Genomic DNA, 16,026 nt, shown 5'->3' with positions numbered 1-16,026 from the left:
TGGATTAGACAGCTTCACTGCCCAAAGCATAAATAATTTTTATCGATCAGGCAGTGATCCGGCGCTGCTGAATGTAAAAAGCGTATGGATTCAATGCTGCAGCAGATAATCATTGAAACTGCTGAATGGCGGCTGACCACTGCACGAGCTGATAGTTATTGCGATCCTGCAGCAGCAGCGCTGGCGGCAAAGCGCGATCGCGAATCACGCCGACTGCCTGGATGATGGCTGAGTTGCGGTAGAGCAACTGCCCATCTGCAGACAAGATCACCAGTCCTAAATCTGTGGCGGTTCCTGCTTCAGGAGCGGTAATAACGAACTCTGCTTGCTGATCATCGGTCACATCGACAGATTGTATCTGCAAGTTACTCGGTAAGGTAAGAACCTCGTTTTTTTCAAGCTGCTTTAGCGCTTGGAACCAGGCGGTTTCTGTAAAGTCTGACATCTGCGCTAGGGAAACAGCCGGGGCCAATAGATTGAGGCTTCCTGGTGAGAAGGCCAGGGCTGCTTGAGCGGTATCGAGGCGATCGCGGCTCGCAGCTAGAACCTCAACGCGATCGCCCTGAATCTGCAGCCCCTGAACCGTCACGGTCGCCAGATGAAACCCGTTCGTAGTTTCTAGCAGCACCTCTAGCTGAGACTGGCGGTTGAAGCTGAGCTGCTGCCAGAGCGTCTGAGACTGTAGCGGCGTCAGCGTTGCCGGACTTCGCCAGCCTGAGCGCCCATCGCTGAGAGAATTGACCTGGATGCGGTACCAGTGGTCAAAGGCAGCCGCTTGAATTTTGGCTGATGAAAACCAGCGCTGAGGTTCAACTGTATAAAGCGCAGTTAGATATCCCATCAGGTTCCAGCGAGTTACCGCTGTCGGCGACTGGGTGACGGGGGTGGCCACCGGTACCGTAGCGTCAGCAGCAGGCGGCTGGGAGAGGGTGGGACTCGTCGGCGCTGTCGGAGCAGGTTTGGGCCGTGTGGCCACTAAAAGTCGCTGAAAGCGGCTGCGGGCTTCGGCCCGGGCATCTTGACGCTGCAGCCAGCTCATCGCCGCCGAGCGATCTTGCTGGGCCGACAAAATTAGCAGTCCCCAAACCTGAATATCAGCCTGATTAGGGGACACCTGTAGCGCCGTAGTCACTCGCTTCCACAGCCGCCCAGAATCCTTTTTCAGCAGTACTTGCACCTCGTCGTAGGCCGCGGGTGACTGCTCTAACCGCTTAAAAGCGGCCTCCCAGCGACCATCAATCAGATAAGCCAAAATCTGCTGGCTCTCACTGACCCAGGTACGCTCCGCCTGCTGCTGGGTGAGCTGGCTGTGCAGCTTAATTAAGCCAAGCTGAGCTTCGGCCTCTACCGTCCAAGCATCCCTTAACTCCTGCTTGAGTGCCTGTAGCGTCTTAGCCGCAGGCGACCAAAGCCCATTTCGCGCCTGCAGCAGGGCTTTGCCATAGTCAGAAGTGATCAAAGACCCGCCTAAAGCCGGTTCAAGGAAAGAGATGGGCTGACTGCGAGCGGCGATGCTAGAAGACTGACCACCAGAAAGACGATAGGCAGCAAATCTAGGCTCTAGGCCAACACTTTGATCAACTACCAGCTCCGGCGGCGCAACGCCGTCTAGCTCTAGCCAGTAAGGCTCTTGCTGACTGGGACTACTCCAAACCACCGAAGCCCTCAGCCTGCCCTGAGCGGCATCGTACTGAATAAGCTGACCGTACAGCAGCGATACCTGTCCTCGCTGCCAGCGACCTTCTAGGGTGAGCCAGTTTTGCTGCTGGTCAGCGGCCAAAATCTTAACCGTTTGCCAGGGCAGTTGGCGACCGGAGCCAGGATGCTCCAGCACTAAACCTACCAGCGGCGCGATCGCGGTTTCTTCAGTGGGGCCAGTCACAGGCAGGCGATCCACCAGCCGCAGCCTCGCCTCATCAGCCTGACGACTAGGGCGGTAAAGCCTCAGTTCAACTAGATGAGCACAGGGAGTCTTGCAACGCGGCGAAGGCGCTAAAACAGGAAAGAGCCAGTCCCCAGTTTGATCGCCGTCCTGAAGCTGAATAATCTCTCCGACGCTGAAGCCTGCCTGCGCTAGTTCAGCCTCAATTGCTGCTAGAGTCTGGAGCTCAGCCTGTCCTAGCCCGGTGGTCTGCGGTAAATAGCGATCTAGCCAGTGAGAGGTATTGGGATTAAGAATGTAGCGAATGCCAATCCAGACGCCATTGAGGGTCAAACCAGCAGTGGCAATGAGAGCAATCAGAGCCGCTATTTGACCGACGGCCTGCCAGCGCCTAGCAGCACGCGGCGATCGCACCCAAACTTGTACCCGTCGCTGCGAGAGGGGACGCTGAAATGGAAAGAGGCTTTTTGACACTTGCTGACGCGCGAATGGTGGTTCTAAGTAGCGTCACCCTAATACTGGAGATCTGTTTAGGAGGATAACACCCGCTCATACTTTTGCGCGGCTTTTTCCCATGTGTACTCAGCTTCAATCATGGCTCTAGCATTTGCAGACAGGCGGCTACGCAACTCTTTGTCCTCAAACAGGCGCTCAATGGCGCTGACATATTCCTGAGGAGTATTGGCTCGCAGTGCCCGCAGCGGCCCCGCTGCAGCGTCCACCGTCAATCCTTCTAAACCGCGATCGCTCCCCACAACCGGCACCCCAGCCGCCATCGGTTCCAACGTCTTGTTCTTAATTCCCAGCCCGGCCCGCAGCGGCACCACGCAAACTGTCGCCCGCTGCAAAGAGTCCACCATTGACGGCACCCGCCCGGTCACTTCAACCCCTGGCAGCGTGGCTAATGCCTGCACTTTAGCCACGGGCCGCGCTCCCACCAGACTCAGCGCCGCTGCCGGGTAGCGCTGGCGGAGCAGGGGAAACACCTCCTGAGCAAAGAAACAGGCTGCATCAATATTGTGAGAGGCATCCATCGCCCCGATGAACACCAGCCGCTGGCCGCCTGGATCCTGAGAGCGATAGGGAAAAGCCGCGAGGTCAACGCCGTTGGACACAATTTCCACCTGAGCCTCCGGCACTAGCTGCAAAATCTGACGGCGATCGTCCGGCGTCGTCACCACTAAACGAGCAAATTTGCGGCAGTAGCGTCGCTCATAGCGAGCCAGCAGCGGTAGATAGAGGCGATCGCGCAGCGGCTTTTCAGTCGCCCCATGTTCCAGATGGTTGTGCACCCAGCCATAAACTGAGCTGTGAATATCGACAACGGTGCGTATTTGCTGGCGAAACTTAGGCCGCACATAAATCTCATTGACGCTATGTTCACAGACAATCACGTCGTATTTGCCTGTTGCTACAGCCCTATCCACCCAGTCCTGTACGGCAGGCACGTGGCGGTAAGCGACGCTGGGCGGCGTTGAAGTGGCTAAAAAGCGGCTAAAACGTCCCGCCTGACGGATCAAACCTGTTAGGGACTTGGCTGAGGTCGGCTGCTGAGGAGACGGCAAAATCTCTAAGTGCGTCACCCAGTCCCGCAGCGCCGCAATTTCCTCTGAGGTAACGGCCCGCTGACAGTGGGTGAGCAGCGTCACCTCATGCTTGGCCTGCAGATGCTTCAGCAGATTAAACGTTCTAGTCTCAGCCCCGCCATAGGTGGGCGGATAGGGGAACGTATTAAGCGACAACATCAAAATTTTCATGTTAGATCCTCGCAGGTAGAAACCGGAGACAGCCAGACAATCTCTCTAGCTGCTGCAGGTAGTTGGGCCTGCCGCTGACCGACCGAGTGAGCATAGGCACAGTACAGCCCTAAAGGAGCCATTACTAGCTCCACCGCTGAGCCGCTACCCGTCAGCTGCCTGAAAGCCGCCTGGGGCAGTTCTTTCACCAGCCAGCGCAAAAGCTGATGGCGAATTTCCTGACGGCTAAGCGATCGCGCCAGTTCTACGCCGTGAAGCTGATGCAGAAACTGGTTGGAGCGGCCATAGCGGTGCCACTGGCGGTAGAGTTCTGTCAGCGAGGTGCGATGGCGGTGCTGTACGATGGCGCTTTCAACAAACTGGAGCTGCCAGCTCTGGTGCTGCACCCGCCAGCACAGGTCGGCGTCGCCGCCGGTGGTCAAATAGGGACGAAACAGCCCCGCCTGCGCAAAAGCCTTGGCTCTTACTGCTAAATTTGCGGTTTGTCCGTAGGGGCAGAAGGCATGGGCTAGGGTATGGCGCTGGGACAGTAGCTGTTTGCGCTCGGCATATTGCTCTAGCCAGGTGCGGCCTGGAAAGGCTTCAACCTCACCCACGGCCAAACCCATCTGCGGATTTTGAAAGGGCTGTACCAGATTGATTAGCCACTCTGGCTGGGGGCAGCAGTCAGCGTCGGTAAAGGCTAAAATCTCGCCCCGCGCGGCCCGAATTCCCCGATTGCGGGCGGCATAAGAACTCTGAATTTCGGTTTCCTGTAGTAACCGGAGATGCCCGTTCTGAGCCTGAGCCTGAGCGGCAGCTGTCTGGATCAAATCTGCGGTGCGATCGCGGCTGGCATTGTCTACTAGCAAATACTCCACCCGATCGGGCGGATAGGTTTGCTGCAGCAGCCGGGGTAATAGCTCCGGCAAGTCACGCTCGCCGTTATACACCGGCACAATCACCGAAACTTGAGGCAGCTTCGAGGTGGGATAGCGGCAAGCATCAACGTTAGAAGACATAGTTTTTGACGGCCTCAACCCGGACAGCGTTTGAGCCTTCTCCTGATTTTCCATCGCGATCGCAGCCTAGATCAGCTTCAGGCTGTAGCTACCAATCATCCGTATTCTCTCTGAGGATACCCGTCTAGGAGCTAACAGCACCTTCAGCGATCGCTCATTTCAGCCAGAGACGGCGAAGATTCACGGTCTGAGGCAGCTGCCAGTCTGCCCTGACTAGTCAATTCGCTCTAGCTGCCACAAGATTTGGTTGCCCTCACGCCGTACCCGCGCCACCGTCCAGTTACGCCAGGCCCAGTATTCTCCTCGACTGGTGACGGCACTGGCGTTAACGTCCATGAGGTCGGCCAGTTCCGAACTGGTAATCAAATAACCCTGTTTAGCAATTTCATCAGCCATGTGAAGCGTTTCAACCACGTTGCGGAGATTAGCAACCCTAGCTTCCCGCGAGGCTGAATCCAAGCTTTCAGAAATTTGAGGGTCACTTACGTCTGTCATAGCTAAACTAGCTGCACTTGTAGGAAACAACTGTTCTGATTTTATCTCTGGTGAGAGTTTTTTGCTTTCAGCGGCAGCCAAAGGCTTGCCATTACTGGCGGCTGACCGCGATCGCTGCTGCAGAACAATGGGCTGATTGGCCGCAAAAGCGCGGGCAATCTCATCGCAGCGCTCGTTCCCTGCAATGCCTGCGTGACCTTTGACATAGCGCCAGTCTACGGGCTGTCCCAGGTGCTGCTGCGCCTGCTGGTTGAGCTGGCCAAGCTGCTGCCACAGATCGCGGTTAAGCACAGGCTTACCGGCAGCGGTTTTCCAGCCCTTTTTCTCCCAGCCGCGAATCCACTGGGTAATTCCCTTTTTGACATACTCGCTATCGGTATAAAGGGTTACGGGTTCACCAGCATCGTGCTGCACAAGAAACTCTAGCGCCGCGATCGCCGCCTGAAGTTCCATGCGGTTGTTGGTGGTTTGGCTGTCCCTGCCGCCTAGCTCATGATAGGTTTCGCTGCCGCGTCCTAGAACAACACCCCACCCTCCTGGCCCCGGATTGCCTGAGCAGGCTCCGTCTGTGTAAATCGTGTCGATTGGAAATGATTGAGACATATGGCAAACTCAAAACAATTCCTCACCCTAGATGAGGCGAGGAATAGGCAAAACCTATTAATATCATCGTCAAAAGTCAATTTGAGAAACTTTGACTGTGGCTAAAGCTATCGCACCTGCATGTGCACCGCTTCAGAGAGGGTGGGAATTTCTGCATAGCGACCCATCAAGGACTGGGCTACAGAATAAACCACTGCCGCGATCATGCCCAAGAAAATCACGTTCGACAGAGTCTGCACTAGCAGTCCTTCACCCAGAGAACCTGACAGCAGACCGAAGACTAACTGACAGACAAACAGAATAATATCCAACAGAATGGCCTGCATCGTGTTGAAACGAATAAAGTGACTGATATTCGGGTTTCTCACCACTAAGAAGAACAGCAAGAAAAAGATAATAATGCCTGCGAACGGAAAACTGTAGACTGCCAAGAAGGGAGTCAGCGGCACTAGCAGCAGTTGCACAATGGGAAAGTCTCGGAAGATGAATACTCCAAAACCAATACCGTAAATAAGCGGCAGCAGGTAGGGTAAAGCTGCAAAAATTCTGTCTGAGACGGTTGCCGTTCCACGCCAGCTCATAGAGTTAGTGGCTCCTTAATAAAGTTTAACTTTTGGGTAACTCGATTATAGGCAATCCGCCGCGAGGCGAACATCGCCCAGTTGTTAGAATCAGCAGACAACTGTGATACTGAGCTACTCGATATTAGCGACGCGGAATCCCATCTGGCACTCGTACTGTTCGGGCTGAGCTTCAGAAAGCCTCTCTACCAAACGCCCACAGCGTAACCGTCCCTGCCGCCAGCGAGGCTGCCCCATCTGATCGGCCATTAAACAGCTCTGACACACTTTCTGAGGAAGCAGGAGCTGGTCATCCATCACAATAACCAACATACGCGACACCCCCAAGTCACTTACAGGCAGGATTATGCTCTAATCCAATTGTAAATCACCCCTTAGGTGGTGTTGTAGTAGAGCATACACAGCTTAACTCCTGCCTCAACTTGTCGCCGGAGTTTGACCAGCCGGGATGAAGCCGTTCTCGTGTGCCCTCGTCCATCCAGTAAGGTTTGGAGGCGGAAACTGCTCGCCTATGAAGCATCGCCGCCTCTTCCTGCCTTCGTTTTTTGAGGTCTATCTTGCTGCCGATCCTAGGGCCAATAGAGGCTTAGTCTTTTTGACGAGAAGCTGACGCCTGCTTTCGGGTAGGCCGACTTGAGCCTTTCCGAATGGGAGCAGCCGGACTGCTAGATTCTTCCTGGTGCTCTGGCTGAGCATCTACCCGCATCCAAGCCGGACGGGTCTGGTCGTAGGCCATTTGCAACGCGGCGGCGGCAATAGTGCGCAGATCGTAGCTCTCGTTGAGCTGAGAAACGATGGGCAAGAAGGAGGCCATCCGCTCTCCGGTGATGGCTTCTTGTACCTGAGTTTGCAGCTTTTCTAAATGGCGAGCAGCAATCTCCGCTCGGGTAGGAATCTTACCGAAGCTTAGTTTTTGGCGAACGTGCCGCTCAATTTGGCGCAGCTTGTACTTCTCTAGCGGATGTACTAAAGAGATCGCAACGCCTTCTTTGCCTGCTCGCCCGGTACGGCCAATCCGGTGAACATAGTTTTCAGGGCTATCAGGCAGTTCGTAGTTGATTACGTGGGTCAAATCGTCTACGTGCAGCCCTCGTGCCGCAATGTCGGTGGCAACGACCCAGCGAACCTGGCGCTGTCGGAACCGCAGCAGTAGCCGCTCCCGCTGGGACTGAGTGAGATCGCCGTGATATTCATCGACGCTATGGCCTGCCGCCTGAAGCTGGCGGGTCAGCTCGGCTGCGGTGCGCCGGGTGCGTACGAAAATAATGGCAGAATCGGGATCTTCCATCTCTAAAATGGGACGCAGGGCGCGGGACTTGTTCCAGCCACGGGGCAGCACATAGGCGACCTGATTGATCCGAGTAGGAGCTGCTTTGGGCTGCTCAACGGTGACGGTGATGGGCGATCGCAGAAACTTAGCGGCCAGTTCCCGTACGGCAGTCTCCATCGTGGCGGAGAAAAAGGCGGTTTGGCGCTCCGAAGGCGCCTGGTTCAAAATTTTCTCAACGTCTTGAATAAAGCCCATGTTGAGCATTTCGTCGGCTTCATCCAGTACTAGCCAGTTAAGCTGGTTAAGCTGCAGCGATCCCCGCTGCAGCAGGTCTAAAACCCGCCCTGGGGTACCCACGACAATCTGGCAGCCTTTGCGCAGACGGGAAATTTGGCGATCGATAGACTGACCGCCATAGATTGCCAAAGTGTAGACCCGTCGATCTTCGCTGAAGTTGCGAATAGCCTGACAGACCTGAACGGCTAGCTCGCGCGTGGGCGTCAAAATCAGAGCCTGAACCGCTGAATTTTTGGGATCAACCTGCTCTAGAATAGGCAGCGAAAACGCAGCGGTCTTACCCGTACCGGTATGGGCCTGACCCACAACGTCCCGGCCTGCTAGCAGATGGGGAATAGCCTGAGCTTGAATCGGCGTCGGGGTCGTAAAGCCGATCTTTTCAAGTTTGTTAACTTGCGTCTCAGATAGGCCGAGGCTTGTAAAAGAAAGGGTCATTGAATCTCCTTGTGAATCGGTAATAATTTTTGAGGACAAAAGCGTTTGAGTTAGGGGACGACAGAGCCAAACAAGTCGTAGGTATCCGCTGCTTGAATTGCCACAGACGTTAGCTGCCCTAATGCCGCTGCGCCTTTGACATAAACTAGACCGTCCACATCAGGAGCAAAACGAGCCGATCGCCCGATTAGCTCACCCGTTGCGGGATTTTCTTGCTCAATGAGAACATCGACAACTTTGCCAATTTCGGCCTGATTGCGCCGAAATGAAACTTCTTGCTGAGCCAGCATCAGTCGCTGACGACGCTCATCCATCACCGCCTGGGGGATCTGGTTGGGCAAACTGTAGGCAGGCGTCCCCGCTTCTGGTGAAAAGGTAAACACACCCACATGGTCAAACTGATGCCGCTCTACAAACTGCAGCAGGTGCTGAAAATGGGCCTCAGTTTCTCCCGGAAAGCCAACGATGAAAGTCGTCCGCATCACCGCGTTGGGCAGGGCCGTTTTCAGTCGCTCAATCAGGGTGTCATTCACCCGTCCCTGCCAGGGACGATTCATTGCCCGCAGCATGTCTGGATGAGAGTGCTGCAGCGGCAGGTCTAAATAGGGGAGGACGTTGGGCGTTTCCTGAATAGCGGCAATCACCGCCGGAGTCAGCCCCGTGGGATAGGCATAGTGCATCCGAATCCAAGGTACGTCCACTTTGCCCAATGCCCGCAGCAGCTCAGCTAGCTTTGACTCTCCGTAGATGTCGGCCCCATAATTAGTCGTGATTTGGGAGATCAGAACAATTTCCTGAACCCCTTCTGCCGCTAGCTGCTCAGCTTCAGCCACGATAGACTCAATCGGACGCGATCGCTGATCCCCGCGCAGATGAGGAATGATGCAAAAAGCGCAGCGATAGTTACAGCCCTCAGCCACGCGCACGTAGGCCACGCCCTCTGAGGTCGTGCGATAGCGGGGTACGGTTTCGTCAGCAATGTAGGTGGGTTCTGCCGAAACAACTTTGACCCGCTCTCCAGCTTCGGCCCGCTCAATCACTTCCACGATACGGTGGTAGTCGCCTGTGCCCACGAGGGCCACGGCTTCCGGCAGTTCCTCTAGCAGATCATCCTTGAAATGCTGAGCCAAACAGCCCGTAATCACTACTTTTTTATCGGCTTCAGCTAGCTCTACTAAAGTCCGCACGGACTCTTCGCGGGCGGATTCAATAAAGCTGCAGGTATTGACAATAACGTAGTCGGCTAGCTCCTCACTTGTATCGACGCCGTAGCCCGCTTTCACTAGCAGACCTAGCATATGTTCAGTATCCACTCGATTTTTCTCACAGCCCAAGTGAGCAACCGCAATCGTCGGCTTATGACCCATAAAAGAACCAATACAATAATCGAATTCTTGATCCCAGCGCTGCCCCAAATCAGCCAATATCTGAAACAAAATCTTGGCCGAGTTTGAGACTCAGAAGCGGATAGCGCCTTGCAGAAGTGTTTGATACCCTTTGGTTCAACACTCTATTTATAAAATGCGGCAGTGTTTGCCGGCGCCTTAAGCTGCCTCGAAGCCAGTTAAAACTGCTTCACAAGCATAGAAGGCAAGACTATCCAGCCTTGGTGCTTCATCATAACATATCTAAACATTATCGCGGCGCGAGTGAACTGAATTTGTTGACTACTGGGCGGCCAAACGAAAGCTTCTGGGGATTGAGCAGTTGCAGAAATTAGAGTCTACCGTTGTTAAGGTAAATTGAGATTGAGAGAAAAAGGCGCTTTTTGCCCTTCTTCTTTGTTTATGTCATTAAGATTCAGTGCCAAGTCCGAAATTTGAAGACACCAGTGGACTTAAACCAGATTTTTTATACTCCCAACCCAATCATTGGCGTCGTTCACCTTTTGCCGCTGCCAACCTCGGCGCGCTGGCAGGGAAATTTGCAGACCGTCATTGCTCGCGCTGAGCAGGAGGCAACTGCTCTGGCCTCCGGCGGGGTTGATGGCTTAGTCATCGAGAATTTCTTTGATGCTCCTTTTACAAAAGAGCAGGTTGATCCCGCCATTGTCAGCGCCATGAGCCTGATTGTGCAACGGCTGATGCAAATTGTGGCCCTACCTGTGGGAATCAACGTGCTGCGCAACGATGCCCGCAGCGCGCTGGCGATCGCTACCTGTGTTGAAGCAGCCTTTATTCGGGTCAATGTTTTGACCGGGGTAATGGCCACCGACCAGGGACTGATCGAAGGACAGGCCCATCAGATCATGCGCTACCGGCGAGAGCTGGGGAGCGATGTCAAGATTTTAGCTGACGTTCTCGTAAAACATGCCCGGCCACTGGGGTCGCCAAATTTGACCACGGCTGTGCAAGAAACGATTGAGCGAGGGCTAGCCGATGGCGTAATTTTATCGGGCTGGGCCACGGGCAGTCCGCCCAGCCTCGAAGACTTAGAACTCGCTAAAGCGGCGGCGGGTGATACGCCCGTCCTGATTGGCAGCGGGGCTGACTGGGAGAATATTCCCAAGCTGATGCAGGCCGCAGACGGCGTGATTGTTTCGAGTTCTCTGAAGCGCCACGGCAAAATTGATCAGCCGATCGATCCAATTCGGGTGAGTCAGTTTGTGGAAGCTACTCACCGCAGCATTGCCATGAAGCAGGAGACGAATACGCTATCGGCTGTGCCAATTGGTTCTGAGCTTTAGCAGGTGGGAGAGTTTGCTAATCTTTGGAGAACTGGCAAAACCCTATTTTTCCGGCCTAAACTGGTTAAGGCAGAATAGAAACAGTCAATATAGAGTGCTACTTTGATGGCTCAGGGTTCAATTGAATTTGCTCCCGCAGATTCAAGCCGCTGCCGCCGTTTCAGACTGAAATTTATCGGATAGGACGCTAAATTTTTTAGGTGATTTTGATATGAGACGCCGCCGTCAGGAAGATCGCTGGATACACCGCTGGGCTAGACCCCTAATCGCTACGATCGCCGCGATTGGCGCTACGGGAACAGCCTATTTAACCGTCGTTAAATTTATGGGCGGCGAGGCAGCCTGCCCGACCGCAGGCTGCGATCGCGTTCTCTCTAGTCCCTACGCAGAGATTTTCGGCCTGCCGCTGACGCTTTTTGGCTTTGCCGCCTACTTGAGCATGGCGATTCTGGCGATCGCGCCTTTGGTCATCAATCCAGAGTCGAATAAGGAACTCCGGCAAAAAGTCCATGACTGGACTCGCTTCTTGCTTTTTGTCGGTGCTGTCGGCATGGTAATTTTCAGCGGCTACCTGATGTACCTGCTGGCCTTTGAAATTAAAGCCTTGTGTCTGTACTGCCTCACCTCTGCCGTATTTACGGTTTTGATGCTAGGACTGACGCTGTTGGGGCACCGCTGGGAAGATACCGGGCAGCTCATGTTTACCGGGCTAATTGTGGCGGTAGTGGCCTTGGTCGGAACCCTGGGAGTTTATGCACCCGTCAACGGTGGCGGCACTACGGCTTCTGCAGCCGGAGAAGCAGGCCCCGCTGTCACCACCACTTCTGGCGAGGCAGAGCTAGGCTTAGCCCGTCACCTGACGGCGATTGGAGCCAAGAAATACGGTGCCTGGTGGTGCCCGCACTGTCACGACCAAAAGCAGCTCTTTGGTAAAGAGGCAGCCGCAGAAATTCCCTATGTTGAGTGCGATCCCCAAGGGGTGAATCCCCAAACTGATCTTTGCCAGTCAGTTTCGCAGATCCAAGGATTTCCCACCTGGGAAATCAACGGTGAGTTCTATTCGGGTACTCAGAGTCTAGAAACGCTGGCCGATGCCTCCGGCTATGAAGGCCCTCGGGACTTCAGAAACCAGAGATAGCGGTTCTAGGCTGTGACTGATATCTGCGTGGCTGTGATCTTGATTACGCTAAACTTTCTGGCTGATCACGGGAATGCTTTTCCATCTGAGGCATAACTGGGGGAGATTCCTCTAGCGGCAGCTTTCATGGCAAAACTTCACAGCCTGCGCTTTACAACCATCCTTCATGCGATCGCCTTTACTGCCATCTTCTACTTTCTTTCTAGCTATCTACAGACTGACTTTTTTGAGCTAGGCGAGCCGCTGACGTCAGACCTACAGACTCTGGAGTGGCCTTTGCCCTAAGCCGGTAAATCAGGCGCTATCGGCTCAGAGCGCCAATAGCGATCGCCTTGAACCAGCGTATGTGCTTGCCAGTCTGGGGCTGCCTGCGGAAAGTCACAGCGATAGTGACCGCCCCGGCTTTCAGTCCGAAAAGCGGCGCTGCGCAGAATTAGCCAGGCAATATCTAGCAGATTACGCAGTTCGCCCCACTGCCGCAAAAGCTGCCCCGCTTCGGCTGAGAGCTTGAGGCCCTCGCCCGGCTGGAGCTGGGCCATGAAGTGACTTAGCTCGGAATGGATAAGCTGCTGGCGCCAGTCTTGCACCTGGGCGATCGCCGCCGCTAGGGTTTCCTGCTCGCGCGAAATTCCGGCGCTTTGCCAAATGAGGGCGGGCAGAGCCTGACGCCAGTGCTGTAGCTGTTCGGCCTGGGCCTGAAAATGCTGAGGCAATTTTTGATAGCTGGGCTGGGGGCGATCGCCTAGCTGGCTTGGTAGCTGGAGGTTTCGGAGCTGCGCCCCAAAGACAAGGCATTCCAGTAAAGAGTTACTGGCAAGGCGATTGGCCCCGTGAACCCCCGTGCTGGCATTTTCTCCCACCGCATAGAGACCAGTCAAAGTCGTGCGGCTATCCAGGTGAGTAAAGATGCCCCCCATCCAGTAGTGGGCCGCTGGGGAAACCGGAACTGGCTGCTCAAACACGTTGATATCCCAGTGCTGGCAGACCTGAATGATGTTGGGAAAACGATGGCGAATACGCTCAGCCTCAATCGGTCGTAGATCTAGCCAAACCACTGCTTCTGCTGGCTGCGCTTCGGTTTGCTGCAGATGACTAAAAATGGCGCGACTGACCACGTCGCGCGGGGCTAGTTCCCCTTTGGGATGATAGTCAAAAGCAAAGCGATGACCTGTTTTATCGACTAAATGCGCCCCTTCTCCTCGTACGGCTTCGCTGATCAGGAATCGAGGTGCTCCGGCTTTGGTCAGCGCCGTCGGATGAAACTGGACAAACTCCAGATCCCGCAGCAGCGCCGCCGCCCGCCACGCCATTGCTACGCCATCGCCGGTACTGGCTGAGGGATTAGTGGTTTGGGCAAATACCTGGCCGCCGCCCCCGGTTGCTAAGACCACAGCCCGGGCGGCAATCCAGCACACCTGGTCCTGCAGCAAAACGCTGACGCCCCGGCATGTACCGCTTTCAGTCCACAGGTCTAAGACAAAAGTTTCTGAAAAAATTTGAATGTTAGGCCGCTTAATCACCTGCTCAGTCAGCGTCGAGACTACAGCCCGGCCTGTAGTGTCGGCAGCGTGGAGGACGCGGTGCCGGGAATGGGCTGCCTCTAAGGTCAGCGCTGGCCGACCCTCTTTCATATCAAAGGCGACCCCCATCTGCAGGAGTGCCTGAATACAGTCAGCCGCTTCGGCCACTAGCAAATTGACCGCGGCTAGATCGCACAGTCCAGCGCCTGCTCGCAGCGTATCTTGAACATGAAGCGTAGGCGAATCCTCGGGAGCGATCGCGGCAGCAATGCCTCCCTGCGCCCAATCACTAGCCGACAGGGACAACGTATCTTTGGTAATCAAGCCGACCTTGTAGTGGGCTGGCAGACACAGCGATGCATAGAGTCCCGCGGCCCCACCACCAACGACCAGCACATCAAACTCATCTATACATAACGAATTAGCAGAATCGTAAGACAAGAAACGCTCCTCAGGGTAGGTCAGATGGCATGGCTGCCTTTGATTTAACCTACTCCATAAAGAGCGTTCTGGCTGGAGATTTTAGAGACGAATCAGTTTAGACGGCGGCTCTGTTACTTGTAAACGCCGTTATTGAAGCGATCGGCACCTTCCACTAGAGCCGGATCTGGGGGCGTCACGGTGAAGTTGTCTAGGTTAGCTTTAAGCCGATCAATTTCGCGATCGCTAAGTCCCGGCATATCCAGCACGTCTTCAACCGTATCAAAAGGCGAATTGGCTAAAATTTTGCGGGCAATTGTGGGATACAGGCCCGGATACTTAGTAAATGCAGTGATATTGGCATTATTAAGATCGATTTTGGAGCCATATTCAGTCCGCAGCTTATCGTCTACTGCATTGCGCGGATTGCCCTTAACGGCATCTCGAAAGATTTGAGCTAACAGCGGTGCTGGAGCAGAAACTGTCGCATTAAACTCAGCAGCCAAAGCCGCTTGGGTTGTGCCCAAGCCCATCCAGCCGCTTACTAAAATACCCAGTGCCATCAGCACGCCTAATAGTCGTTTCATCAACCCATTCCTCTCGTCAAATTAAACGAAGATTTATACACAGCATCTATTAGAGACTACCATTTTCGCTGTCACAGATGGGCTTCGATTAAATTCGATTAAAACAGGAGCTGCGAGCCTGTCTGCAACAGAACCAGCCGAGCGCAGCTATTGACAGTTCTTATGAGAGAGCCTGACTGTGCAGCTTCAAGAATCTATCTAAATCGGAGAACGTCCCAGCATGGGTTTGAATCGGATCGTCGTATCCCTTCATGCTGACCGTGTAGCGCTTAAAAACCTGTTCGTTGGCGCTGCTGCCAGAGAGGTATTCGTAGGTTGTTTCTCCCAAAGCAATGTCAAGACCTAGCTGCTTAGTGGAAGATTCAAACCGAAAAGCGGCATTGACCGTATCGCCTAGCGCCGTATAGTCAGGGCGGTCACCCGTTCCCGTATTGCCCACCATTGCATAACCCGTGTTTAAACCTGCCCCAATTCGAATGGGAAAAGGGAGCGGATAGCGCTCATGCAGATGGCTAGTCATTTTATGGAGGGCGCTAATAGCACGGGCAATTTGCAGCATTTCTTCTGAATCAACGCCCTGAGTGCCATGAATCCAAACGGCCATGACCGCATCACCAATGTATTTATCTACCCAGCTACCGTACTCGCCGATAATTTCCCCCGCACAGCGAAACCAGGTGCCAATCACTTCTGAAAGCACTTTTTCGTCAAGCTGCCGCGTCATGATCGTAAAGTCACGGATGTCTACGACCATAACTGAGATCAGGCGGCGAACGTGCAGCGTGGCTGTAGCCGTGAAGTCTTGAGAGTCTAAGCTATTGATGCCAGAAGTCGGCTGGGGTTCTACGGCAGGACAGAAAAATTTTAGCTCGGTTTGGCCGAAAGTTAGCGAATCCCCGTTGTGTAGAGTCACAGGGACGCTGACTCGTCGCCCATTGACGAAAGACCCATTCCGGCTGCCTAAATCGATCAGGTAGAACTCTCCTGTTTCCATGCACTGCAGCATGGCATGGTTACGAGAAATCCAGCGATCGGGGAGCACAAAGTTATTGTCATCGCTGCGGCCAATCGTCCAACAGTTACTACCAATCAAAGACAGGTGACGACTACCTGACTCGGTTTGTAACACCAGATAAGGACCAGGTTGTGTAGTCACCACGGGCTTGGAACTATTCATCGACTGCTGGAGAGGGCTACTTAGATCGATAATGCACTCTCACATCCTTTAATGAAAGCTAGGGCAATCATACTCTCTTAAGCATTGAATTTCTGCACCTATTATGCCAAAGAAACTTGTGAAAGTTACTGAGCATTATTGCTAGCTTAAATCTAATCGAATCCTGAGCCTTTTCAA

At 54.1% G+C, this 16,026-nt stretch carries 14 protein-coding genes; 3 read left to right on the top strand and 11 right to left on the bottom strand.

The window, feature by feature from the left end; translation table 11 throughout:
• Positions 1-109: 109 nt before the first annotated feature.
• The 8 genes from QJQ48_RS13280 to rimO all read right to left on the bottom strand — a co-directional run bounded on the left by QJQ48_RS13280 (position 110) and on the right by rimO (position 9,688).
• On the bottom strand, positions 110-2,356 hold the full coding sequence (locus QJQ48_RS13280; RefSeq protein WP_346291718.1) for a hypothetical protein: 2,247 nt from the start codon (positions 2,354-2,356) through the stop codon (positions 110-112).
• A 56-nt stretch (positions 2,357-2,412) separates the two neighbouring features.
• Positions 2,413-3,639 (bottom strand): glycosyltransferase family 4 protein, encoded by a 1,227-nt coding sequence (locus QJQ48_RS13275; protein WP_346291717.1) that lies wholly within the window; start codon positions 3,637-3,639, stop codon positions 2,413-2,415.
• Positions 3,636-4,640, bottom strand: coding sequence for a glycosyltransferase family 2 protein (locus tag QJQ48_RS13270; RefSeq protein ID WP_346291716.1), 1,005 nt, complete (start codon positions 4,638-4,640; stop codon positions 3,636-3,638). The genes QJQ48_RS13275 and QJQ48_RS13270 overlap by 4 nt, the downstream gene beginning before the upstream one ends.
• Before the next feature lie 213 nt (positions 4,641-4,853).
• Entirely contained in the window at positions 4,854-5,738 is an 885-nt protein-coding gene (gene rnhA, locus QJQ48_RS13265) for a ribonuclease HI (protein ID WP_346291715.1), read from the bottom strand.
• 107 nt (positions 5,739-5,845) lie between these two features.
• Positions 5,846-6,319 (bottom strand): Tic20 family protein, encoded by a 474-nt coding sequence (locus tag QJQ48_RS13260; protein WP_346291714.1) that lies wholly within the window; start codon positions 6,317-6,319, stop codon positions 5,846-5,848.
• Between the two features lie 114 nt (positions 6,320-6,433).
• The gene (locus QJQ48_RS13255; protein WP_346291713.1) at positions 6,434-6,631 is read right to left on the bottom strand and encodes a hypothetical protein; all 198 of its coding nucleotides are present in this window, start codon (positions 6,629-6,631) and stop codon (positions 6,434-6,436) included.
• A gap of 274 nt (positions 6,632-6,905) precedes the next feature.
• Positions 6,906-8,321: a DEAD/DEAH box helicase gene (locus QJQ48_RS13250; RefSeq protein ID WP_346291712.1), complete on the bottom strand. Its 1,416-nt coding sequence runs from the start codon at positions 8,319-8,321 to the stop codon at positions 6,906-6,908.
• A 50-nt stretch (positions 8,322-8,371) separates the two neighbouring features.
• Positions 8,372-9,688, bottom strand: coding sequence for a 30S ribosomal protein S12 methylthiotransferase RimO (gene rimO / locus QJQ48_RS13245; protein WP_346291711.1), 1,317 nt, complete (start codon positions 9,686-9,688; stop codon positions 8,372-8,374).
• A gap of 464 nt (positions 9,689-10,152) precedes the next feature.
• Between rimO and btpA the strand changes: the two genes are divergently transcribed.
• The 3 genes from btpA to QJQ48_RS13230 all read left to right on the top strand — a co-directional run bounded on the left by btpA (position 10,153) and on the right by QJQ48_RS13230 (position 12,430).
• On the top strand, positions 10,153-11,007 hold the full coding sequence (btpA, locus tag QJQ48_RS13240; protein WP_346291710.1) for a photosystem I biogenesis protein BtpA: 855 nt from the start codon (positions 10,153-10,155) through the stop codon (positions 11,005-11,007).
• Positions 11,008-11,218: 211 nt separating this feature from the next.
• Complete coding sequence (locus QJQ48_RS13235) at positions 11,219-12,145, top strand: vitamin K epoxide reductase family protein (RefSeq protein WP_346291709.1); 927 nt, start codon at positions 11,219-11,221, stop codon at positions 12,143-12,145.
• 126 nt (positions 12,146-12,271) lie between these two features.
• Positions 12,272-12,430, top strand: a complete 159-nt coding sequence (locus QJQ48_RS13230) for a hypothetical protein (RefSeq protein WP_346291708.1) — start codon at positions 12,272-12,274, stop codon at positions 12,428-12,430.
• Here the strand turns inward: QJQ48_RS13230 and nadB are convergent.
• From nadB to QJQ48_RS13215, 3 genes are all read right to left on the bottom strand, one after another.
• Entirely contained in the window at positions 12,427-14,106 is a 1,680-nt protein-coding gene (gene nadB / locus QJQ48_RS13225) for an L-aspartate oxidase (RefSeq protein ID WP_346291707.1), read from the bottom strand. The genes QJQ48_RS13230 and nadB overlap by 4 nt on opposite strands.
• A 113-nt stretch (positions 14,107-14,219) precedes the next feature.
• Positions 14,220-14,672 (bottom strand): photosystem II complex extrinsic protein PsbU, encoded by a 453-nt coding sequence (psbU, locus tag QJQ48_RS13220; RefSeq protein ID WP_346291706.1) that lies wholly within the window; start codon positions 14,670-14,672, stop codon positions 14,220-14,222.
• 160 nt (positions 14,673-14,832) lie between these two features.
• Positions 14,833-15,849, bottom strand: coding sequence for an adenylate/guanylate cyclase domain-containing protein (locus QJQ48_RS13215; RefSeq protein WP_346291705.1), 1,017 nt, complete (start codon positions 15,847-15,849; stop codon positions 14,833-14,835).
• Positions 15,850-16,026 lie beyond the last annotated feature (177 nt).

The sequence above is a fragment of the Sphaerothrix gracilis Ecp01 genome (assembly GCF_030405905.1).
Lineage (GTDB): Bacteria > Cyanobacteriota > Cyanobacteriia > Phormidesmidales > Phormidesmidaceae > Sphaerothrix > Sphaerothrix gracilis.
The sequence above is the reverse complement of the archived record's forward strand: the minus strand, read 5'-3'. Positions and strand labels throughout refer to the sequence as shown.